The organism is Marinigracilibium pacificum, from assembly GCF_012926615.1.
Taxonomy (GTDB): Bacteria; Bacteroidota; Bacteroidia; order Cytophagales; family Cyclobacteriaceae; genus Mangrovivirga; species Mangrovivirga pacifica.
Genome location: NZ_JABBNU010000011.1, coordinates 156,741 through 180,500, shown reverse-complemented (window position 1 = coordinate 180,500; position 23,760 = coordinate 156,741). Strand labels below are relative to the sequence as shown.

Sequence of the window (23,760 nt, the reverse complement as noted above, 5' to 3'; positions counted from 1 at the left end):
AAATTGTTTTGTCAGTATAACAAAACTAAAGTTATCAGCTTAAATTTCCTACAGCACATTAAGGAAATACAAAATAAAAAAAGCAGTCAATTGACTGCTTTTAGTTTATAATCATGGTTATTGATTAATTAATCTCTATATCAAAAGGTGCTCTTGCCTGGATACCACTTCTAGTTTGCAGTTGTTCTATCGCATCCATAAACGGTGCTAACACCCCAAGTTCTTCCTTCCTGGCTTTAACAGAAGCCTCATCAGCTAACCCTGTCATTAACTCCTCAATAAACTTTTTCTTTTTATATGGATAGATGCTCACTTTGTAGTCATCTGAAATACCAGCTTTTTCAGCTGCAATTTCAATAGCAGTATCAACACCACCTAATACATCAACAAGCCCGATTTCTTTTGCATCGGTACCAATCCACACTCTTCCACTTCCAATTGCTTTAACTGAATCCTGGCTTAATCCTCTGCCCTCAGCTACTTTTGATGTAAAAGTATCATACCCTTCTTCTACCATATCCTGAAAAATACTTTCCTCATACGGAGTAAGTTCCTTATTTCTTGAAAATAGATCAGAGAATTTACCAGTTGTAACATTGTCTGTTGTAATACCTAAGTGCTTCTCAAGACCTTCTCCGGCATACAACCATAACCCGAAAATACCTATACTTCCGGTGATTGTATTTGGTTCTGCAACTATAGTATCACATCCGGTTGATATATAATAACCTCCTGATGCAGCAACATCCCCCATTGAAGCAATAACAGGCTTCTTTTTCTTTAACATCTCAATTTCACGCCAAATCACATCCGAAGCCAAAGCGCTTCCACCAGGAGAATTTACTCTTAATACTACTGCTTTAACATTATCATCTTCTCTCAATTTCTTTATCTCTTTCACTAATGCACCACTAGTAATAATCTCCGGGTTATCGTCATTACCAGACATAATAGCACCATTTGCAATAAGAACAGCTACTTTATTATCTGACATTTTAAAATCAGACGATAATTTCTGATAATCACTTATTCCTATGGAATTAATATCATCATCTTCATCCTCTCCCAATCTTGAACGTAATTCAGCCATCACTTCATCATGATACTTAATAGAACTTATCAATCCAAATTCAACGGCATCTGCACCATTTCTTACCATCATTGAATCAGCGATATTATAAATCTTTTCCTTTTCGATCCCTCTTGATTCACTTACATCGCTCACATAAGTATCAAACATTCCATTCAGGAAAATCTCTGTTTGAAGTCTGCTTGCCGGGCTCATATCTTTTCTCAAATATGGCTCAACAGCGCTTTTAAACTCCCCTACTTTAAATACATATGGCTTAACATTAAGTTTCTCAAGTGTACCTTGGAAAAATGTAACAGTAGCACTAAACCCATCTAACTCCATCATTCCTTCAGGACTTAAATAGATCTCATCAGCAACCGAAGCCAGATAATAACCTCTCTCAGTTAATATTTCATCGTATGCAATAATAAACTTATCAGTCTCCTTAAATTCTAATAAGGTTTTTCTTAGTTCCCTAAGCGATGCATAACCCCCTGCAGATGAAGCAGGCTCTAATAATATACCTTTTATGCTAGGGTCTTTGGCAGCCTTTCTTATCGCACTTTTTAACTTGTGCAGTGAATATGACCCCTCTCCCTGACCAGTTAGAATTAAAAATGGATCTGTTATTTCTCTTTCAGTAATTGGTTTATCCAATCTGATGTGTAATACTGAGTTATCTTTAACAACAATTTTGTCTCCTGATGCAATTGCTGATCCTATACCAACGGTAATAAAAAAAATCAAAGCACAGAATATTATTAATCCAACTAGTGTTGCTAATACTCCTTTTAAGAAATTCATATACTTTTTATTATTAAGTTCAACCCCAAAAATTAAAATTATTTTTATTTAATACAATAGGTTTTTTAATGTTGGTAATTTTAAATGATGAAAGGAATATACTTATTACTGGGAACCAATATGGGTGACAGACAGTCAAACCTTAAAACTGCGGCTGAAAAGATAGAAGATCAAATTGGTAAAATCTTAAACTATTCATCTATATATGAAACTGCAGCATGGGGAAAAACCGACCAACCTGACTTTTACAATACAGTTTTAGAAATTGAAGCTGATATTTCTCCAATGGACCTTATAAATAAGTGTTTAGAAATAGAAAAAGAAATGGGCAGAATAAGAATAGAAAAATGGGCAGAACGCTTAATTGACATTGATATTCTTTATATGGATGACTGGATAGTAAAATATGACAGTCTTACAATTCCTCACCCTAGGATTCAAGACAGGGCTTTTACACTTTTTCCATTAACTGAAATTGCATCTGAATTTATTCATCCAGTATTATTAAAATCTCAGAAAAGTCTGCTTTCAGAATGTAGCGATACTCTGGAAGTTAAAAAAATCGATAAAAAAAAGCCCGAAGGCAACCTTCGGGCTTGATCAATTCTTTAAAAGATATTTATTCCATACCGGAAACTTCCGCTTCACGATGAATTTTCTTTACTAGTCCCTGAAGCACTTTACCAGGCCCAAATTCTACAAATTCAGAAGCACCATCGGCTACCATATTTTGTACAGTCTGAGTCCACCTTACCGGAGAGGTTAATTGCTTGATTAGCTTATCTTTTATTACCATAATATCAGAACTAGGGCTTGCATCATAATTCTGATAAACAGGACAGATAGGTTGTTTGAACTCTGTATTTTTAATTGCTTCTTCTAATTCTTCTTGTGCAGGCGACATCAACGGACTATGAAAAGCACCTCCTACCTTTAACGGTAACGCTCTTTTTGCACCTGCCTCTTTCATTTTTTCACAGGCAATCTCTATCCCTGAATTTGAGCCGGAAATTACCAACTGACCAGGACAATTGTAATTTGCCGCTACTACGACATCATCAATTTCCCCACAAATCTGTTCGACCACAGCATCTTCCAATCCTAATATTGCTGCCATTGTTGATGGATTTTTTTCACAAGCTTTTTGCATTGCCAGAGCTCTTTTAGAAACTAGTGACAATCCATCTGCAAAGCTTAATGTTTTATTTGCAACCAAAGCAGAAAATTCTCCCAGCGAATGCCCTGCAACCATATCCGGAGAAAAGTTTTCGGCTACCTCTGCAGCGATAACAGAATGTAAAAATACCGCAGGCTGAGTTACTTTAGTTTGCTGAAGCTCCTCTGCAGATCCTTCAAACATAATTTTAGAGATATCAAAACCAAGAATATCATTGGCTTCCTGAAATCTTTTTTTCGCAAGTTCGTATGAATCAAATAAACTTTTACCCATCCCCGGAAACTGTGCCCCCTGTCCGGGAAAAACATATGCTTTTTTCATGGTTTATTCTTTATTTTCTAACTGGATTAATTACCATCATGACTTATGTTATCATGATATTCGAATGCAAAGATATGATTTTTATTCTACATTAGGCAGGCTTCAAATTAGAGGTCTCCATATCAGACTTAAAAACAGGTATATCATCTTTAGATAATGGCAGTTCACAAATATCACTCTTACCAAACCAGGAATATCTTTTTTTAGCAATTATATCATAGATGAAATCACGAATAAAAGAAGGGATAATTCTAAATGAATATAAATATGACCAGCCTCCATCTAAATATCTGAAAATCTCTAGAGCAGCCCTACTTTTTGAATACACCTTACCATTCCTTACTAATAACACTGAAATAAATTGATCGGTTGGCATTCCAACCTGACTTAAAACTTTTTGCCCTAATTCACTTTGCAAGGAAGCAAAAGCAAACCTTTTGTTATTATCTCTTTTGACAACAAATTGAACCCAGCTATTGCATAAATTACAGACACCATCAAATAATATCACATCTCTTTCCATCATTCTAACAGATGAACCCAACCCTTATATTCTCTTTCTTTTTTACTTGGATCTAAAACTCTGAATCTAACCTTTGCGATATAATAATAAACACCAGGATTCAAAACCTGTCCGTTACTACCCTCTCCATTCCAGTTTATTAGAATTGATTTTTCATTTCCGGAAGTATATGAATACACTTCTTTTCCATGACTATTGAACACCTTAAACTCCACACTTTCTACAAATCTCGGACACTTAGTAAAATCACTTTGCTGATTACTATAGGCTTCAAATGTATCATTAAAGCCATCACCATTTGGAGTAAAGACATTCGGTAATTCATAATAAGGACAATTATCTCTACAAACTATATTTGATGGTTCACTTTCATTACCTGACCTATCAATAGCTGTTATATAGTAACAACCTGCATATTCATTAAGGTCAACATGATTAAACCTAGGTTCCCTGGTTGTACCAACTAAAGAAAAGGTTCCATCTTCACCGGTTGAACTATAATAAATATTATACAATCTAACGTCTTCTTCACACTCATCATCCAAATTAATGTCCCATGACAATTCATTAAAATAATCGTCAAAATCACATGGCTGGTTGAAAAGGAAGTCTTCACAAGAACCAACATCCAGATTATTGATAGTTAAATCCAAAGGTGGACATGGAGGTATCGAATCTGAAAGAAATGCACAAGCGCGTTGTGAAAAGTTAAATAACGGTTCAGGAATATCAGGATTTCCATAGGTACCTGATGTTCTAACAACGTAACAATATTCTATAGAATCGACCAATGGAGTATTATTGAAACTTCCATCATCTATATAGTTTAAGCCAGATTGAATAACATTTACAGAATCAATCAAAACCAATTGATCAGGATCATTTTGATTTACGTTATTTCTATAAATTCTATGATAAGGATACTCATCTGAAACATTTGTCCATGGAACATCGGCACTCCAAGATAACGTTTGACTTTCTAAGCCTGAAGCTATATCGAGATAAACGGAACTGGCAAAAGCTGATGTATCAACAAAATTATTATTTGAATCAAATAACTCAATCTGATAATGATATGGTTGATTTTCAGTATCAAATCCCGCATCTACAAAAGAAGTCTGGCTTCCTTCATAGACCAAAGTTTTATTTGCACCTCCATTAAATCCTGTAAAGCGGTAAACTTTATAATTGTAAGGAGGTGGAAAAGAAGGATCAGTTAAATCAAACGGAGGTAACCATTCCACTTCAATTTCTCCATTTGATTGATCAGTTTCTAATACAGAAACTTTTGTTATTACCGGTGCTTCGGCTACAACAGTAGCACATACTTCATTCGATACATAGCTTTCACCTCCTTGAGGATCTCTGAATACGGCAACTATTCGATAGCAATACTGAGCTCCGGGGCTTAAACCAAACCCATTATCATCATCAAGGTATCCTGTTTGTTCATTTCCTACTATATCAACAAGTTCATAACCCGTACCTTCAGGCATCCCAACATCGCAATTGCCAGGTTCAAACGGATTACTATCTACTCTACGCCATATTTGAAAACCGGAAACAATTCTACTATCGCATTCATATTCATCCCAGTTTAACTGGATACTCCTAGCTGACATAGGAAATACATCAGTAATATTTGGAGGAGGACCCACTACTGTTATCTGCCATGTTTTAAAATCAACTAAAGAAACAACATTTGAAGTATCTCCATTTATTGTATGCCTATCTGATACCTTAAATACAATTTCCCATGGGGATTGTCTGATGTGGAAACAATTAGTATTCCAATCAAAATCAAGTTCCGCTTCAGGAAATTGCCAGGTAGCTGGCTTTGGAGAATAAGTTGCAGGTGAATTAGTAATTACAAATGGTCCTCCAAAGGCTTCAATTTTCACTTCATCACCATCCGGATCTGTTGCTGTAGCTGCAGGATTTAATGATAAGGTTGTACCCGCTGTGATACAAGTGTCCTCAGGAATAATCAGTTCTGGACGCTCATTATCAGATTCAATCACAATTATTTGCATATCCCTCGTCACAAAACCTATTCGGATATATTGACCATTAACCTTTCTCCATTCTTCAATTATAAATGCGACATTAAACTCAACTTCATCTAAATTTGGTGGCGCATCCCAAATTAAATCTCCAGTAATTGGATCTAGTGAAAAATCAGGTGGAGTAGTGCCATCTTCTTTATCTACAGGTTGACCAAAATATAAATCAGGATCATCTAAAGGAACAAAGTTTGGCACTTCTGCCCCTACACCCTGCTTTGGAGTAACAAATTTGTATGCTATACTATCTCCTTCTGCATCAAAAGCTCCAGGATTATGGATATAAAACCTATCTCCAATTGCAAAATCAAGCGGATCAATTAATAATTGCGGGGTGCTATTAACTCCTAAAAATGGGTCGATTAATATTTGCGTTTCTACATGAAAAGGAATATCAACTGAATTCCCATTGTTAATATTTAGAATAAAATTATTTCTATTTTGTTCTGTATAGGAAATTTTATAATAGCCCGGAGCCTGATAAGTATGCTCTATTGTGAATGTTACTCTTTGAAGAAAACGAATTTGAGGTAATTCCTCTATGGTAAATTGACTTGGTGAAGTTTCGATAACATTACCATCTCCAAAATTTAAAAATCCATTACCAAATTCCACACCTGATTCTGAATCACGAAATCCCACAAATACAATTCTATATGTCAATGAAGACGGGGAAATCCGTTGAACAGTAATTTGGCCGGCACGGATATGAGTAGCATAAGTTGAGAAGCTAATAGTTAAACTCAAGACCAATATGGTCAACACTGATGCTATACTGAAAAATTTATCGCTATTAAAATTCATTATGTTTTGAGAATCACATTTAATTAATATACGAATCAAATCGATTTTTGATAACCTGATTAGTTATGATTAAAGCAAAAATTAAGCCGAATATTAGCCTTACCTAATATTACCATAATATAGGCATATTCCAAATAAAATTAGTCCAAACAATAATCTTTTGACATTGTTATGACAATAAAATCATAAAAATAAACAAGCTGTTATTTAGAAAGTTTCAAAATAACACAAGTAATTGGATACTAAATTGCTCAGATGTAAATTTGTCGCATTTAAAACGGTTGAATAATAAAACTTAACACATGAGCTGGTTTGTAAGAACTTTTGGAAGTACCCTGGGAAGGAAGCTATTAATGGCCCTGACAGGTATATTCTTAATCTTGTTTCTGGTCGTTCACTTGATCGGGAACCTGCAGTTACTAATATCCGATGGAGGTGAGTCTTTCAACATTTATGCTGAGACTATGGGTAACAATATGTTTATCCAGGTAGTATCAAAAGTCAATTTCATTTTGATCCTGACGCATATCATTGTTGCAATCATTCTTACCTCTCATAACAAAAAAGCAAGACCTGTTGGGTACCAGAATTTTGATGGTAATGCCAATAGTGCCTGGTCTTCACGTAACATGGGAATATTAGGAACTGTTATTTTTATTTTTATTGCAGTTCACTTGAGTAATTTCTGGTGGGTATTCAAGTATGGTGAAGTCCCGACGATAACTATCGATGGAGCAACAATGAACAACTATTATACAGTTGTTAACGAAGGCTTCAGTCAGATTTGGATCGTAGGTCTTTATGTAATAAGCATGATCTTTCTTGCTTTTCACCTAACTCACGGTTTCCAAAGTGCTTTTCAGACTTTAGGCTTAAACCATAAAAAATACACCCCGGCTATTAAAGCAATCGGAAAATGGTTTGCTATCCTGATTCCATTAGGATTTGCCATTATTCCAATCTACATGTACTTTAATTAATCTAGGTAAGGAGACATTATGAAATTAGATTCTAAAATACCGGAAGGACCATTAGCAGAAAAATGGACCAGACATAAGTTCAATGTGAAACTGGTTAATCCTGCCAATAAAAGAAAATTTGAAATAATCGTAGTTGGTACAGGACTAGCAGGTGCATCTGCGGCTGCAACTCTTGCCGAGCTCGGATATAATGTTAAGGCATTCTGTTTTCAGGATAGCCCTCGCAGAGCACACTCAATTGCTGCTCAAGGAGGTATTAACGCTGCCAAAAACTATCAAAATGATGGTGATAGCGTTTACCGACTATTCTATGATACTATTAAAGGTGGAGACTACCGTTCAAGAGAAGGTAATGTTTACCGTCTTGCGGAGGTTTCTGTAAATATTATTGATCAATGCGTTGCTCAAGGTGTTCCGTTTGCACGTGAATATGGTGGACTACTTGATAACAGATCATTCGGAGGTGCTCAGGTATCCCGTACTTTCTATGCAAGAGGTCAAACTGGACAGCAGCTTCTTTTAGGTGCTTATCAGGCATTAAGCAGACAGGTATCTACAGGTAAAGTTAAACTTTATGCTAGAACTGAAATGCTTGACCTTGTTCTTGTAGATGGAGAAGCGAAAGGTATCATTACCAGAGATCTTATCACTGGTAAAATTGAAAAACATGCTGCAAATGCTGTTGTTCTTGCGTCAGGAGGATATGGCAACGTATTCTACCTTTCTACAAATGCAATGGGTTCAAATGCAACAGCAGCATGGAGAGCACATAAAAAAGGTGCTTTATTTGCTAACCCTTGCTTTACTCAAATCCACCCTACTTGTATTCCTGTTTCAGGAGATCATCAGTCAAAACTTACTTTGATGTCTGAGTCTCTAAGAAACGATGGTCGAGTTTGGGTACCTAAAACTCAGGAAAAAGCAAAAGGACTTTCCGCAAAAGATGCTGTAAATATCCCTGAAGAAGAAAGAGATTACTACTTAGAAAGAAAATACCCTAGTTTCGGAAACCTGGTCCCTAGAGATGTGGCGTCTAGAAACGCTAAATATGTTTGCGATGAAGGTCGTGGCGTTGGAAAAACCGGACTTGCAGTATTCCTAGACTTTGCCGATGCAATCAAGCGTGATGGTAAAGATGTTATTGAAGCTAAATATGGTAACCTTTTTGATATGTATATGCAGATCACAGGTGACAATCCATATGAAATGCCGATGATGATCTACCCTGCTGTACACTACACTATGGGTGGTCTTTGGGTTGACTACAACCTTCAAACTTCTATTCCTGGACTTTACGCTACTGGCGAATCTAACTTCTCAGATCACGGAGCAAACAGACTTGGAGCTTCTGCACTGATGCAAGGATTAGCAGATGGTTACTTTGTTTTACCATATGTAATTGGAGATTACCTGGCTACACAGCCTATGCAAAAGGTAAGCGCTGATCATCCTGCATTTGATGAAGCAGAAAAAGCTGTAAAAGATAAAATCAACAATCTTCTTAGCATTAAAGGAAGCAAAACTGTTGATGAGTTCCATAGAGAATTAGGAAAGATCATGTGGGATTACTGCGGTATGTCTCGTACTGCCGAAGGTCTTAAGAAAGCTAAAGGCATGATTAAGGAACTACGTGCTGAATTCTGGAAAAATGTTAAGGTATTTGGTACTAACGATGAGCTTAACCAGTCACTTGAGAAAGCTAACAGAGTAGCTGACTTCTTAGAACTTGGTGAGTTAATGGTCGATGATGCATTTAACCGTGAAGAGTCTTGTGGTGGTCACTTCCGTGAAGAATACCAAACTGAGGAAGGTGAAGCATTAAGAAATGATGATGCATTTTCTTATGTTGCTGCATGGGAATACACCGGTGACAACAAGGATGAAAAGCTTCACAAAGAAGAGCTTAAATTTGAAAATGTTAAACTGACACAAAGAAGTTATAAATAAGGAGGACCATTTTATGAACCTTACACTTAAAGTTTGGAGACAAAAAAATCAAAACGATAAGGGAAAAATGGAAACCTACCAGGTTTCGGATATTTCCCCTGACATGTCCTTCCTTGAAATGATGGACGTGCTTAATGAGCAATTGATAAAGGAGGACATTGAGCCTGTTCACTTCGACCATGACTGCCGTGAAGGTATTTGTGGTATGTGTAGTATGCACATCAACGGAAGACCTCACGGACCTCAGCAAGGTATCACTACCTGCCAGCTTCATATGAGATCTTTTAAAGATGGTGATACTATCACAATTGAACCTTGGAGAGCAGCTGCTTTCCCAGTGGTTAAAGACCTTGTAGTTGACAGATCATCGTTTGATAGAATTATTCAATCCGGAGGATATGTTAGTGTAAACACTGGTGGTGTGCCAGATGCTAACGAAATCCCAATTCCTAAATCAATCGCTGATGAAGCATTTAACTCAGCAACTTGTATTGGTTGTGGGGCTTGTGTAGCTGCATGTAAAAATGCATCTGCGATGCTTTTCACGTCTGCTAAAATTTCTCAATTAGCAATGCTTCCTCAAGGACAAACCGAAGCAAAAACCAGAGCTGAAAAAATGATAGCTCAAATGGATGCTGAAGGTTTTGGTGCATGTACAAATACTGGTGCTTGTTCTGCAGAATGTCCTAAAGGAATTAGCCTTGAAAATATAGCTCGAATGAACAGAGAGTTTTTCTCAGCTAAACTTACTTCTGAGAATACTGATTTGTAATTTCTTGCTAATCATAATATCAAAAGGAGCTTTCGAGCTCCTTTTTTTTTATACCTTTGCCACATGAATCACAACATTTTCGTTAGTTCACTTCCGGGACAAGCAGATTATCTTGAGAAAGAGATAATCGATTTAGGATATGATGTCACTAAAAAATCATTTTTCGGAATAAATATTCGAGGGTCATTTAATGACTGCGTCAAACTCAATTTATGGTTAAGAACAGCCAACAAAGTTCTATTTGAGTTGAAATCATTTCATGCTCCCAATGCTGAAAAATTATACCGTGAGGTTTACAATTATCCTTGGCACGAAGTATTAATTGAAGATGGATATTTTACTGTTGACTCTTATGTTAAAAATGATTCTATCAATGACAAAAGATTTGCTCAGGTAAAATTAAAAGATGCAATTGTTGATAGAATACGCAAGGAGAAAAATGTCCGTCCTGATACAGGTCCTGAAAGAGATGATGCTGCAGTTTATCTTCATTGGAGTGAAAACAAAGCAGTTATATACCTGGATACTAGCGGCCAGACTATAGCAAAACATGGATACAGACTTCATCCATGGAAAGCACCTCTGATGGAAGCACTCGCTACCTCAATAATTATGGGTACCGAATGGACTCCTGATCAGCTTTTTGTTAACCCTATGTGTGGTAGTGGTACTCTTGCAATTGAAGCAGCATTAATGGCAATTAATAAAAGACCAGGTTTGATACGATCAAACTATGGATTTATGCATACACATTTATTTGATCCTGAATATTATAAGGAGGAAATGCACAACCTTAAAAATGCTATATTGCCAGGAGACGATGTCCGTATAGTTGCCGGGGATATTGACCCGAAAGCTGTATCAATTGCCAAAAAGAATGCTAATGCTGCCGGGGTAGATCATCTGATAGATTTTCATACAGGAGATTTTAAAACCACTCCCCTACGGGATAGTTCGGGAGTGATCGTATTAAACCCGGATTATGGCATCAGATTAAGTGAAGGTGAAACAGAAAATCTTGAATTATTATATCAAAATATTGGTGATTTCTTCAAAAATGAGGCAACTGGATATACCGGTTATGTTTTCACAGGAAATTTATCATTATTAAAACGCGTAGGATTACGAACTTCATCAAGAAAGACTTATTTTAATGGTAAATTAGAATGCAGACTTGCTGAATACCCACTTTATAAGGGTAGTAAAAAGAACTAACTGCATCTTGCCTTTAGATAGCATTTTTTTTAAGTATGAAGAAATTCTTTGACAAGCTTTATTATTCTTTTCCTATAAAGTTGATTTTACATCATCTTCAGGGTAAAATATTATTATTATTAGCATGGGTATGGCTTTTTGCAGCCGCTGGAGAACTATTTGGTAATACATTTGGTATTCCCTACTTATTTCTTTCTCCGGAATATCTAAATGAGGTTTCCTTTTCCAGCTTTGCTGTTGTTGGAATTATTTTAGGTGGTTTTGCAATGACTTTTCACATTACCTGCTACCTAATGGATGGGCACAGATACCCGTTTCTTGGCCAATTAAGAAGACCCTTTACTCATTATGCTATAAACAATAGTATTATCCCGATGATATTTCTGGCATTTTACATACTGAAAATCATTGGCTTCCAAAGAAACTATGAGCTTGCTTCAAATGCTGACATATTTATTCGGTTAAGTGGCTTAATTCTTGGTTATGTAACTATGCAGGCAAGTATGTATACCTACTTTATATTTACTAATCAGGATGTATTTCAGATAATTCGTGAAAATGTAGAAAAGAAAATCAAGAAGGTACCACTTGCCAGGAAAAATATGTTAAACCGGTATAAAAGTGAGTATAACAAACCTGATATAGAAGTTCGAACATTTCTAGGTACAGATTTTACCTTTCATGAGGTACAGGAACCTCCTTCTTATGTGACTAAATTTGCTATTCTTAAAGTATTTGGACAAAATAGCTTTAATGCAGTTTCATTAGAATTTACTGCGTTTGGAGCAATTATTTTAATCGGTATATTTAGAGAAAATCCTTATTTTCAAATTCCGGCAGCAGCAAGTTGTATTCTCCTGTTAACCATTCTGATGATGTTTGCAGGTGCATTTTCCTATTGGTTTAAAAGGTGGTCAGTATTGGCAATACTTCTCCTTCTTACTTTTTTAAACTTCCTTCCGACATTTGATTTTTTCAAAACCGAATATCAAGTGCCAGGATTAAAATATGATACTGAAAAAGTAGACTATTCCCTTACTAAACTCAGGGAATTAACTCACACTGACACTGTTAAAAACGACATACTTAACGGAATTCAGATTCTTGAAAACTGGAAAAAGAATACTGGTGAAGAAAAACCTGTATTAATGGTAATTACCCATAGTGGTGGTGGACAGAGAGCTTCTCTTTGGAGTTTAACGGCGATGCAATCTTTGGATAGTGCACTTAATGGTAAACTAATGAACCAGACTGCTCTTATCACCGGTGCCTCGGGAGGCTTAATCGGTGCATCATATTACAGGGAGCTTTATCGCCAAAAGACTCTAGGTAACATTGAAAATCCAAATGATTCCATATACAGAACTAATATCAGCAAAGATGCATTGAATCATGTAATATTCACGATGTTGGTAAATGACCTCTTAGTTAGATTACAAAAATATGACTATAAGGGTAAAGAATATATGGCAGATCGGGGTGTTGCTTTTGAAAGACAAATTCTCTCTAACACAAATGACATCTTAAATATTCCGGTTTCCGAATACAGGGAAGCAGAACAACAAGGGTTGATACCTCAATTGATTATTTCGCCAACAATTCTTAATGATGGACGAAAACTATTCATTAGTGCTCAAGACATTAGCTATATGTCACGAGCTACAATTGCAGTTCCATTTACAGGAGAACAAAAAGTGAAGGGCTTTGAATTCATGAGAGCATTCAAAGATCATGACGCAAAAGATTTATCTATTCTTACTGCCCTTAGAATGAATGCTACTTACCCATATATTCTACCTAACCTGGTACTCCCATCAAATCCGGAAATTGAGATTTTAGATGCGGGATTGGTAGATAATTTTGGAATAAGTGATGCTATTAGATTTCTTTTAAGCTTCAGAAATTGGATTTCAAAGAATACTTCAGGAATTGTTATTGTTACAGTTCGTGATTCAGCAGTTCATTCTCCACCTGATTCTGAAATTAGCCAGACTCTTCTTCAAAAATTCACAATTCCTATAACTGGTGTTTATAACAATTTACCCAACCTACAAGATTACAGTAATGATAAGGAAATGGAATTATTGAAAGCATTGATGACAGTTCCTGTAAATCTTGTTCCGATTGAATATATTCCTGAACGAAATAAAGGAGAATTTGAATCAAAAAGAGCAACATTAAATTGGAGACTTACCAATAGAGAAAAAGAAAATATTATTTCTAATATAAAAGAGGTTCATAATATTCTGGCAATCCAGAAAATAAAGGAATTAGTTAATTGCAAGGATAAATAGAGGATCCTTACACTTGTTAGTAATTTTCATCGATTTTCGGCTGAATAATAGTAATTTTATGGGCTAATGACATTAACCCAATTAAAATAAATCAATTATTATGTCAGCACAAATTACTGCTCCATATAAACCCAAAAATCATATTCGTATTGTAACGGCTGCATCATTATTTGATGGTCACGATGCTGCAATCAATATTATGAGAAGAATAATCCAGTCTACCGGCTGTGAGGTTATTCACCTGGGTCACAACAGATCAGTTCAAGAAATAGTCAATACTGCTATTCAAGAAGATGCTCAGGCTATTGCAATCACTTCATATCAAGGTGGTCACGTAGAGTTTTTCAAATACATGTTTGACCTTCTCAAAGAGAAAGGATGCTCACATATCAAAATCTTCGGTGGTGGTGGTGGAACAATACTTCCTGAGGAGATAGAAGAACTTCATGACTATGGCATAACACGTATATATTCTCCTGACGACGGTCGTCACATGGGTCTACAGGGTATGATTAATGACCTGGTTGAAAAATGTGATTTCCCTGTTGGAGGAAACCTTAATGGGGAACTGGCAAGCTTGAGTCCCGAAAATGAAAAAAGTATAGCCAGATTGATTTCTGCTGCTGAAAATTTCCCGGATGAAAGTGCAAAAATTATTAATAAAATTCATGAAATCTCCGATGAGAGATCTGTTCCTGTTCTTGGAATAACCGGAACTGGAGGAGCAGGTAAATCTTCCCTTGTTGATGAGCTTGTCAGAAGATTTTTAATTGATTTTGAAGATAAAAAAATAGCAATTATTTCTGTCGATCCATCAAAAAGAAAAACAGGCGGTGCCCTTCTTGGAGATAGAATCAGAATGAATGCTATAAATAGTGACAGGGTTTATATGAGATCCCTGGCTACCCGTCAGAGTAACCTAGCTCTTTCTAAATATGTAAAAGAGGCAATTCATATTGTAAAAGCTGCAGGGTTTGACTTTATCATACTTGAAACTTCAGGTATTGGACAGTCTGACACAGAGATTATAGAACATTCTGACCTTTCATTGTATGTAATGACACCGGAATACGGTGCTGCTACCCAGCTTGAAAAAATTGACATGCTGGATTTTGCTGATGTTATCGCATTAAATAAATTCGATAAGAAAGGGGCTCTTGATGCACTCAGGGATGTGAAAAAACAATACCAGAGAAACCATGGATTATGGCATACTGATGATTCAGAAATCCCTGTCTTTGGCACAATTGCTTCTCAGTTTAATGATCCGGGAACTAATCGCCTATATAGAAAATTAATGGATGTCATTATTGAGAAAACAGGTGTTGACAACCTGAATTCTACATTCAATATTGACAATGTTCCATCTGAGAAGATTCATATTATCCCGCCAAACAGGGTAAGATATCTGTCTGAAATCTCTGAAACCTGCCGTCAGTATGACAGCTGGACCGAAGAGCAAAAGACTGTAGCTCAAAATCTTTATAGTCTGCAAAACAGTATTGAGCTCCTTAAAAATTCAGATATAGAAGACAAGGACAGGCTTATAAAACAGCTTGAAGAAACTTATCACAATGTTTCTCTAGACCTTGATCCGAGAAACAAAATACTTATCGAAAGCTGGCCGGAAGTAAAAAACAACTACCAGAATGATGAGTATGTATATAAAGTTAGAGGTAAAGAAATTAAGGTTCAGACCTATACCGAATCTTTATCTCACTCAAAAATACCTAAGGTCTCATTACCAAAATATGAAGCATGGGGAGATCTATTAAAGTGGTTACTTAAGGAAAATGTACCTGGAGATTTCCCTTACACGGCTGGAGTTTTCCCTTTCAAGCGTGAAGGCGAAGATCCAACAAGAATGTTTGCGGGTGAAGGTGGTCCTGAAAGAACTAATAAGCGATTCCATTATCTTTCTAAGGATATGCCGGCAAAAAGGTTAAGTACTGCCTTTGATTCGGTAACACTTTATGGTGAAGACCCTGATTACCGTCCCGATATTTATGGAAAAATAGGTAATAGTGGAGTTAGTATTTGCTCACTTGATGATGCCAAGAAACTATATTCAGGATTTGATTTATCTGATCCGATGACATCAGTTTCGATGACAATCAATGGCCCTGCATCTACAATGACTGCATTTTTCATGAATGCTGCTATTGATCAGTCTTGTGAGAAATACATAAAAGAAAATGGTCTTGAAAAAGAAGTTGAAAATAAAATAAACAAGATATACAAAGATCTTGGTGTAGAAAGACCTCGATACGAAGGTGAGTTACCTGAAGGAAATAATGGTCTTGGATTGATGCTTTTAGGTGTTACCGGTGACCAAGTACTTCCTGCTGATGTTTATAACAAAATCAAGGCTGAAACTATTTCCAGAGTTAGAGGTACAGTGCAAGCTGATATTTTAAAAGAGGATCAGGCACAGAACACTTGTATTTTCAGTACCGAGTTTAGTTTGAGACTAATGGGTGATGTACAGCAATATTTTATTGATAATGTTGTACAGAACTTCTACTCAGTATCAATTTCCGGATACCATATCGCAGAAGCGGGAGCTAATCCAATTTCTCAGCTGGCATTTACTCTGGCAAATGGGTTTACATTTGTAGAGTACTATTTAGCAAGAGGTATGGATATCAACCAATTTGCGCCAAACTTCTCATTCTTCTTCTCTAACGGAGTTGATCCGGAGTATAGTGTAATTGGTCGTGTTGCCAGAAGAATTTGGGCTAAAGCTTTAAAGATTAAGTATGGTGCAAATGAGAGAGCTCAAAAACTGAAATATCATATTCAAACTTCCGGACGTTCTTTACATGCTCAGGAGATTGATTTCAACGACATCAGAACTACACTTCAGGCTTTATATGCTATATATGACAATTGTAATTCATTGCATACTAATGCTTATGATGAAGCAATTACAACTCCAACTGAAGAATCAGTCCGTCGTGCGGTAGCTATTCAATTGATCATTAACAAAGAATTAGGACTAGCTAAAAACCAAAATCCAATTCAAGGATCATTTATAATTGAAGAGTTAACTGACCTGGTAGAGGAAGCAGTACTCACTGAATTTGACAGAATTACAGAACGAGGCGGAGTTCTTGGTGCCATGGAAACAATGTACCAACGTGGTAAAATCCAGGAGGAAAGTCTTTATTATGAGACATTAAAACATACAGGAGAGTTTCCTATAATCGGAGTAAACACATTCTTATCTAGTAAAGGTTCACCTACAATAATCCCTAAAGAGGTTATTCGGGCAACAAAAGAAGAAAAGGAAAGTCAAATCAAAGCCTGTGAAGCGATTAAGTCAAAATATGATGAAACCGGACACGCAATATTGAAAGATCTTCAACAAGCAGCGATTACAAATGATAATCTTTTCGAAAAACTAATGGAAGTAACTAAATACTGTACACTAGGACAGATCACACATGCATTATTTGAGGTTGGTGGTCAGTACAGAAGAAATATGTAAAAATAACTATTGCCAAATCTGAAAGTCCGGTCAATTAACCGGACTTTTATTTTTTATTTTCGTAATTATGAATATTTTTATATAAAGTAAGATTTTATCCCGAACACCATATTTTATTTATAGTTGAATATTTTTATTCGATAATAACCGATTGATATATAAACAAACTTTTGATAATACAGTTTATAAACTAATATTTTAATCAGTCACAAAACCAATTCTTTAACATGGATAGTATTGAAAATTATAGCGATCAAGCTATAGAGGTCGTAATGGTATATGGTCCTAAAATAATCCTAGCGATTATTGTTTTGATAGTAGGACTTATGCTTATAAGCCCTGTAGTTAACTTAACGAGAAACACCCTAAATAAACGTAATGTTGAGCCAACTGTAATACCATTTCTTACCGGATTGGTCGGTGCCATTCTAAAGATCATGCTTTTCATTGCAGTTGCAGGAATGCTCGGTGTAGAAACCACTTCATTTATTGCTGTTCTCGGTGCTGCAGGTCTTGCCATTGGTCTTGCACTACAAGGAAGTCTGTCCAATTTTGCCGGAGGTGTTCTAATCCTATTATTTAAACCATTTAAGGTAGGAGATTTCATCGAAGGTCAAGGTCACTCAGGTGTTGTTAAAGAAATATCAATTTTATACACAGTATTAAATACTCCTGATAACAAAAGAGTAGTAATTCCAAATGGAAACCTATCAAATAACTCCATGATCAACTATTCTGCTGAAAATACACGTAGAGTTGATTTTATGTTTGGAGTAGGTTATGATGATGATATTAAACTTGTAAAAGATACAATCAGTGAGGTTTTCAAAAGCGAAGATAGAATCCTAAACACCCCTGCATCCGTAATTCAACTTCATGAACTTGGAGATAGCAGCGTAAACTTTGCTGCCAGAGCATGGGTAAAAACAGCTGATTACTGGGATGTTTACTGGAGTATTATGGAAAAAATAAAAGTCAAATTTGATGAAAAGGGAATTAATATTCCTTACCCTCAACGAGACATACATGTTTATCAAACTGAAACTAAGAATAATGAAAATTAAAATACCAGCAATTTTCTTTGCATGCTTTTTTATCATTTCTTTTGACGCATTTGCTCAGAAGCCAGATTCATTAAAACCTCATTTTGATTCTATTCAATGGAGAGTCAAAATGAATACAGGCTTTCTTTTTAATCAGGCATCATTTAATTCACGATGGACAGGTGGTGGAGTGAATTCTTTGGGGTTAGGTACATTCTTCTATTACACTGCCAAGTATAAAAAGGGAAAAAATACCTGGGATACCAATATTGAATTTTTATATGGTTTCACTGACACTGAAGGAATTGGTTTTAGAAAAGCTAATGATAGATTATTCATTGACTCAAAGTATGGACACAATTTAACTGAAAAATGGAGCTTATTTACTGCTGTAAACTTTCAAACTCAATTCGCAAAAGGATTTGAGTATGGTGAGGATCCTAATACAGGAGATGAAACTGAAACCTTGATATCTAAATTTATGGCTCCGGGATATATCACTACCTCGTTTGGTATAGAATATACTCCTACAGACTATTTCTTCATTCGCTTTTCCCCGATTTCTCCAAGATGGACAGTTGTTTCTGACAAAGATTTATACCTTACAGCAGGCACAAATTATGGAGTTCCTATTGGGGAGACAGTTAGAACAGAATGGGTAGCTGCGCAATTAATAGCTGATTTCAAAAAAGACATATTTGAAAATGTAAATCTTCAATGGAGATACGCAGCTTACTGGAACATGAAAAATCCACTAAGAGAAACAGATCACAGGCTGGATATCATACTTTCTGCGAAAGTGAATAATTGGTTAGCAACTTCGCTTAGTACTAACATGCTTTATGATGTTGATCAAATAGACGGACTACAAATCGCTCAGGCATTTAACCTGGGTGTCACATATAAATTCCAGAATTATCGTAAAAAGGAATAATTAAAAATTTTGTTTTTGGTTTAATGCGCATGTTGCTTTTTATAAGTAACATGCGTTTTGTTTATAAAAGGCTGCAATATGAATTCATTTAATATTCATTCACATGATTATCCTGACCAGGAGTATCAAAATAAAGTTATCTATCAGGTTATGGCCCATGAATATGACTCTTTACCTGATCTACCATTGGTAAGTGTAGGAATTCATCCCTGGTACATAAATGAACAAGATGTAGAAAAACAATGGTTAAAAGTAGAAGAATGGGCTAACTCTCCCACTGTAAAGGCAATTGGAGAATCAGGCCTCGACTACAATATTGAAACAGATAAGACAGTACAGGAAGAAATTTTCATTAAACATATTGAGTTAAGTGAGAAATTAAAAAAACCATTGATTATCCATTGTGTAAAAGCTCATAATGAACTTATCAGAATTCGCAAAAAAACAAAGGCTAAACAACAATGGATAATTCATGGAGTCAATCAAAAGCTAAACTCATTAATCCCTCTAATTGAAAGAGATATTATACTATCTTTTGGCCAAGCTATGTTAATAGAAAAGTCTAATGCCAGAAAAATAATCAGAGAACTAGGACCCGGAAGCTATTTATTTGAAACTGACGACTCTAAAAATGAAACTATAAATGAGATTTATTCTACAGCTTCTAGAATATTGAATAAAAATATCGATCAATTAACACTGGAAATAAAATATCTTTGCGAAGAAATTTTTGATATTTAGCGAAATGGAATACAATAATTGGCTAGAAAGAACAGAATTACTAATAGGTGAAGAGAGCATTGAAAAACTAAAAAATTCAAGAGTCCTTGTCGTTGGCCTGGGTGGTGTTGGCTCATTTGCTGCAGAATTTCTTGTCAGAGCAGGAATTGGAGATATCACCATAGTTGATGGGGATAAGTTTGATCCTACAAATAAAAACAGACAACTTCCAGCCCTTGATAGCACCATTGACAAATCTAAAGCTCAAGTCTTAGGACAAAGATTATTAGATATTAACAAGGATTTGAAATTGAATGTAATTGAAAAATTCCTTGAACCTGAAGAAACAAATGCAATAGTCAGAAATGAACGATTTGATTATATCGTTGATTGTATAGATTCAATAAGTCCCAAAATTAATCTTATCAAAGCTGCAATATTTAGCAAGACTAAAATTGTAAGTTCAATGGGAGCAGGTGGTAAACTTGACCCTTCAAAAGTAATAGCCGCAAGCATCTGGAAAACAAGGCAGTGTAACTTTGCCCGTCAAATTAAAAAACGTCTCAAAAGAGATGATATCTGGAAAAATGTCAGAGTTGTATATTCGTACGAAGAACTTAAGCGTGACTCTCTTAAAATGACTGACGGAACCAGATACAAAAAATCTTTTTATGGAACCATTTCATATATGCCTGCGTTATTTGGATTACATTGTGCAGCAGAAGTTATCAGAGGATTAACTGGAGTTTATAGCATTAAAAAATAAGATTCATGATTAAAAAAGTCACCACACACTATTTGGCCGATAAGGAATACGAAATCGTAAATGAATCAGGTAATAAAGTTTCAATTGATATGTATCCGGCTGATGAGAAGAAAGCGTTAGCCCCTATGGAACTTTTATTAGGTGCAGCTGGTGCTTGTGCAGCAGTAGATTTAGTTGAAATGGTTAAGAAAAGAAGAAAAACAATCAACGACCTGAAAATTGAATCTACAGGAAAAAGGAGAGATAGTATTCCAAAAAGCTATGAATCTATAAACTTGCATTTCATACTTAAATCTCCGGATTGTACCGAAGAAGAATTTTCAAAGCTTGTAAAACTAGCGGTGGAAAAATACTGTTCTGTAACTGATTCTTTAAAAGGTAGAGCTGAAGTGACCTTTACAAGTGAGGTCCAAAACTGATTGTATCATAAACATCCCAGAATTTCCCATTATGCTTCAGTAATGATAAATTATTCTGGGAATATGTTCTTTCAAATTGAATTTTCTTAAAATAATCAATTACAAAACTGTAATCTTCTTTCTTAAGATCTCTATTAGCAATTGTAATGTGTGGATTAAATGGCTTTTTGGTATTGCGGTCAGCTATAATACCTAAAGATTCTTCTAATCCGGTTAAAATACTGTCTCTAAGATCCGATAACTCCATATTTTTAACCGGATTAACATAAACCACTCTGGGTGCAAAACCTGAAACCCCGTTTACCCTAACTTCAAATGGAGAAATATCTTTACAAATTTCTTTAAGATGTTTTATTACCTGATTCTCGTTATCAGATTTCATTTTAAATGGAGGAAACAAGGTAATATGTGGTGGAGACTTTTGTGCATGTTTGGCTCCAGTCATTCGTTCAATTTCTTTCATGAATGCCATTATTTCCTCTTTTACTGGTGAAGAAACCAAACAAGCAACATAATAAAGAGAAAGTGACTTAGAGTCAGACATTCAAGAGTTCTGAATAAATTTTGAGATTTTCATCATCAAAGCAGCAAAAGATTACCTCTTTGAGATTAACCGGATCAAACTCTCCTACCGATGTCAAGGCTATTTCGGCAGCTCTTTGTTTAGGAAAGCCATAGACTCCTGTTGATATATTAGGGAAAGCGATTACACTGCAATTATTTTTATCTGCAATTTCAAGACTACTTAAATAAGCGCTTCTTAGGAGATTTTCTTCATTATGATTACCTCCTTGCCAAACAGGTCCTACAGTATGAATTATAAATTCAGCAGGTAACTGAAACCCCGGAGTAGCCTTAGAATGCCCAGTCTCACATCCCTTTAATCTCTTGGTAGCTTTGAGTAATTCAGGTCCAGCCGCACGATGAATCGCACCGTCAACGCCCCCACCTCCCAAAAGAGAATTGTTAGCAGCATTGACGATTGCATCAACATCAAGAGTTGTTATATCATCCTTTATTAAGGTTATTTTCAACATGTCCTACCAAATTGGTCTAGTTGAATATTTTCAATCGAAATTAGTTGATCCAGTCTTATTTCTTTTCCTCCTTCGAAAATCAAAAACTCCTCACCGGATACTGTCTTAAGATTTTTAAGCTTCACATTTATGTCTGTTAGAGCTCCATTATCTTCATAGAATTTCAAATCAACAGGCTTTCCTTTTATTATATAAGCCTCCAGATAATCATAAAATGAACAAGAAATGGGTTTATATGGCTTTTCCACTTTTGAAGAATTTGGTCCAGTTCTTTTTGTACTTTTCGTCTTCTGGATTTAAACGAGTAAACCATTTTGGAGGTTCAATATTTACTGAAACCCACCCGCTTTTTTTAGGATGCCAAATTTTTAATTGATAAGCAAGAAGCCTGATCTGTCTTTCATAAGTATCATCGGCACCATATTTATAATCACCAACAATCGGAGTACCTAAATATTGCATATGAACCCGTAGCTGATTTTTCCTTCCTGTAACCAAAGAAAGTTCAACAAGATCATGACTTTCAAATCTTTCTAACAACCTGTAACTGGTTATGGCAGTTTTACCCTCCTCCTTCTTATTCTTCGAAACCTTCATAGTTCCTCGTTGCCCCTCAACAAGTTCGGTAACAATTTCACCAGATTCATTTTTAATATGCCCTTCAACTAAGGCTAAATATCTCTTATCAGATGAAGGCCAATATTCCATCACTGCTTCACGGTCCTTTCTATTAAAAGCGAAAGCTACAAGACCTTCAACCTCTCTATCTAGTCTATGAATAACATTAACCCTCTTTTTGATATTATTCTTCGCAAAAGCTTGATTGATTACCTCCTCACAACTAATTCCTTCCTTCGCCTTTTGCATTGCCGTTAACAATCCTGCAGGCTTATGAATAATCATTAAAGTATCATCGTGATAATGCACTTTAAATGGCAACTTCATTTGCTTAACGACATCACTCTTAACAATTTTCTTTTGCCCAAACTCAATCAAATCACCCTTTTTGACTACTTGACCTGCTGATCTGACTTGTTTTTGATTAATATATATATCGCCGCTAAGCCATTTTTTTCTCTGACTAACAGCCATGTGAGGATATTCTTGCTTCAAAAGATCTGCAATCTTACCATCGGCAGCAGCTTCAAATGTTAATTTTGATTGTTCCATTTATAATTATTTTTCCAGACATAAAATCTGTCTGTTTTAGACTCTAATGTTAAAATAACAAATTTCTCGGGGGAATCACCGGAAATTTATCCGGACTTATAGTAATGACGCACCTAAGTTTTCATCTATTTTATATTTAAAACTACCTTTATAGATGAAAATTGAAATACCCTAGTATTTTGTAATGCAAAAATGCTCAAATTTTAAGA

20 protein-coding genes are annotated in these 23,760 nt (G+C 35.6%); 12 read left to right on the top strand and 8 right to left on the bottom strand.

Annotated features, from left to right (window positions below):
• Positions 1 to 124: 124 nt before the first annotated feature.
• The gene (sppA, locus tag HH304_RS17490; RefSeq protein WP_169684566.1) at positions 125 to 1,876 is read right to left on the bottom strand and encodes a signal peptide peptidase SppA; all 1,752 of its coding nucleotides are present in this window, start codon (positions 1,874 to 1,876) and stop codon (positions 125 to 127) included.
• 87 nt (positions 1,877 to 1,963) lie between these two features.
• On the opposite strand from sppA, the gene folK reads away from it, so the two are divergent.
• Positions 1,964 to 2,476 carry a 2-amino-4-hydroxy-6-hydroxymethyldihydropteridine diphosphokinase gene (gene folK / locus HH304_RS17485; protein WP_169684625.1) on the top strand — a complete coding sequence of 171 codons (513 nt, stop codon included), beginning with the start codon at positions 1,964 to 1,966 and terminating at the stop codon, positions 2,474 to 2,476.
• Positions 2,477 to 2,495: 19 nt separating this feature from the next.
• Here the strand turns inward: folK and fabD are convergent, their stop codons facing one another.
• The 3 genes from fabD to HH304_RS17470 all read right to left on the bottom strand — a co-directional run bounded on the left by fabD (position 2,496) and on the right by HH304_RS17470 (position 6,764).
• Complete coding sequence (gene fabD, locus HH304_RS17480; RefSeq protein WP_169684565.1) at positions 2,496 to 3,374, bottom strand: ACP S-malonyltransferase; 879 nt, start codon at positions 3,372 to 3,374, stop codon at positions 2,496 to 2,498.
• Positions 3,375 to 3,465: 91 nt separating this feature from the next.
• Positions 3,466 to 3,900, bottom strand: a complete 435-nt coding sequence (locus tag HH304_RS17475; protein WP_169684564.1) for a thiol-disulfide oxidoreductase DCC family protein — start codon at positions 3,898 to 3,900, stop codon at positions 3,466 to 3,468.
• On the bottom strand, positions 3,897 to 6,764 hold the full coding sequence (locus HH304_RS17470; RefSeq protein ID WP_169684563.1) for a T9SS type B sorting domain-containing protein: 2,868 nt from the start codon (positions 6,762 to 6,764) through the stop codon (positions 3,897 to 3,899). Before HH304_RS17470 ends, HH304_RS17475 begins: the two co-directional genes overlap by 4 nt.
• A gap of 302 nt (positions 6,765 to 7,066) precedes the next feature.
• Between HH304_RS17470 and HH304_RS17465 the strand changes: the two genes are divergently transcribed.
• The 11 genes from HH304_RS17465 (at position 7,067) to HH304_RS17415 (ending at position 21,344) form a co-directional block, all read left to right on the top strand.
• A complete protein-coding gene (locus HH304_RS17465) occupies positions 7,067 to 7,744 on the top strand; it encodes a succinate dehydrogenase cytochrome b subunit (protein ID WP_169684562.1) in 678 nt (225 codons plus the stop codon).
• 18 nt (positions 7,745 to 7,762) lie between these two features.
• Positions 7,763 to 9,691 (top strand): fumarate reductase/succinate dehydrogenase flavoprotein subunit, encoded by a 1,929-nt coding sequence (locus HH304_RS17460; protein WP_169684561.1) that lies wholly within the window; start codon positions 7,763 to 7,765, stop codon positions 9,689 to 9,691.
• A gap of 13 nt (positions 9,692 to 9,704) precedes the next feature.
• On the top strand, positions 9,705 to 10,463 hold the full coding sequence (locus tag HH304_RS17455) for a succinate dehydrogenase/fumarate reductase iron-sulfur subunit (protein WP_169684560.1): 759 nt from the start codon (positions 9,705 to 9,707) through the stop codon (positions 10,461 to 10,463).
• 63 nt (positions 10,464 to 10,526) lie between these two features.
• Complete coding sequence (locus tag HH304_RS17450; RefSeq protein WP_169684559.1) at positions 10,527 to 11,678, top strand: THUMP domain-containing class I SAM-dependent RNA methyltransferase; 1,152 nt, start codon at positions 10,527 to 10,529, stop codon at positions 11,676 to 11,678.
• 35 nt (positions 11,679 to 11,713) lie between these two features.
• Positions 11,714 to 13,972, top strand: a complete 2,259-nt coding sequence (locus HH304_RS17445) for a patatin-like phospholipase domain-containing protein (protein WP_169684558.1) — start codon at positions 11,714 to 11,716, stop codon at positions 13,970 to 13,972.
• A gap of 100 nt (positions 13,973 to 14,072) precedes the next feature.
• Entirely contained in the window at positions 14,073 to 17,462 is a 3,390-nt protein-coding gene (locus tag HH304_RS17440) for a methylmalonyl-CoA mutase family protein (RefSeq protein WP_271711678.1), read from the top strand.
• A 227-nt stretch (positions 17,463 to 17,689) separates the two neighbouring features.
• Positions 17,690 to 18,526, top strand: a complete 837-nt coding sequence (locus tag HH304_RS17435; RefSeq protein ID WP_169684557.1) for a mechanosensitive ion channel family protein — start codon at positions 17,690 to 17,692, stop codon at positions 18,524 to 18,526.
• Positions 18,516 to 19,439: a DUF3078 domain-containing protein gene (locus HH304_RS17430; RefSeq protein WP_169684556.1), complete on the top strand. Its 924-nt coding sequence runs from the start codon at positions 18,516 to 18,518 to the stop codon at positions 19,437 to 19,439. The genes HH304_RS17435 and HH304_RS17430 overlap by 11 nt, the downstream gene beginning before the upstream one ends.
• A gap of 78 nt (positions 19,440 to 19,517) precedes the next feature.
• Positions 19,518 to 20,180 carry a TatD family hydrolase gene (locus HH304_RS17425; RefSeq protein ID WP_169684555.1) on the top strand — a complete coding sequence of 221 codons (663 nt, stop codon included), beginning with the start codon at positions 19,518 to 19,520 and terminating at the stop codon, positions 20,178 to 20,180.
• Positions 20,181 to 20,184: 4 nt separating this feature from the next.
• A complete protein-coding gene (locus HH304_RS17420) occupies positions 20,185 to 20,925 on the top strand; it encodes a tRNA threonylcarbamoyladenosine dehydratase (protein WP_169684554.1) in 741 nt (246 codons plus the stop codon).
• Positions 20,926 to 20,930: 5 nt separating this feature from the next.
• The gene (locus HH304_RS17415) at positions 20,931 to 21,344 is read left to right on the top strand and encodes an OsmC family protein (RefSeq protein ID WP_169684553.1); all 414 of its coding nucleotides are present in this window, start codon (positions 20,931 to 20,933) and stop codon (positions 21,342 to 21,344) included.
• On the opposite strand, the gene HH304_RS17410 is transcribed toward HH304_RS17415, so the two are convergent.
• From HH304_RS17410 to HH304_RS17395, 4 genes are read right to left on the bottom strand one after another with little or no spacing between them, the layout of a single operon-like run.
• Positions 21,322 to 21,888: a 2'-5' RNA ligase family protein gene (locus tag HH304_RS17410; protein ID WP_169684551.1), complete on the bottom strand. Its 567-nt coding sequence runs from the start codon at positions 21,886 to 21,888 to the stop codon at positions 21,322 to 21,324. The two genes, HH304_RS17415 and HH304_RS17410, sit on opposite strands and share 23 nt — an antisense overlap.
• Positions 21,881 to 22,381 carry an O-acetyl-ADP-ribose deacetylase gene (locus HH304_RS17405; RefSeq protein ID WP_169684548.1) on the bottom strand — a complete coding sequence of 167 codons (501 nt, stop codon included), beginning with the start codon at positions 22,379 to 22,381 and terminating at the stop codon, positions 21,881 to 21,883. The genes HH304_RS17410 and HH304_RS17405 overlap by 8 nt, the downstream gene beginning before the upstream one ends.
• On the bottom strand, positions 22,375 to 22,629 hold the full coding sequence (locus HH304_RS17400; protein ID WP_169684545.1) for a hypothetical protein: 255 nt from the start codon (positions 22,627 to 22,629) through the stop codon (positions 22,375 to 22,377). The genes HH304_RS17405 and HH304_RS17400 overlap by 7 nt, the downstream gene beginning before the upstream one ends.
• Positions 22,613 to 23,551, bottom strand: a complete 939-nt coding sequence (locus HH304_RS17395; RefSeq protein WP_169684543.1) for an RluA family pseudouridine synthase — start codon at positions 23,549 to 23,551, stop codon at positions 22,613 to 22,615. The genes HH304_RS17400 and HH304_RS17395 overlap by 17 nt, the downstream gene beginning before the upstream one ends.
• Positions 23,552 to 23,760: the final 209 nt, after the last annotated feature.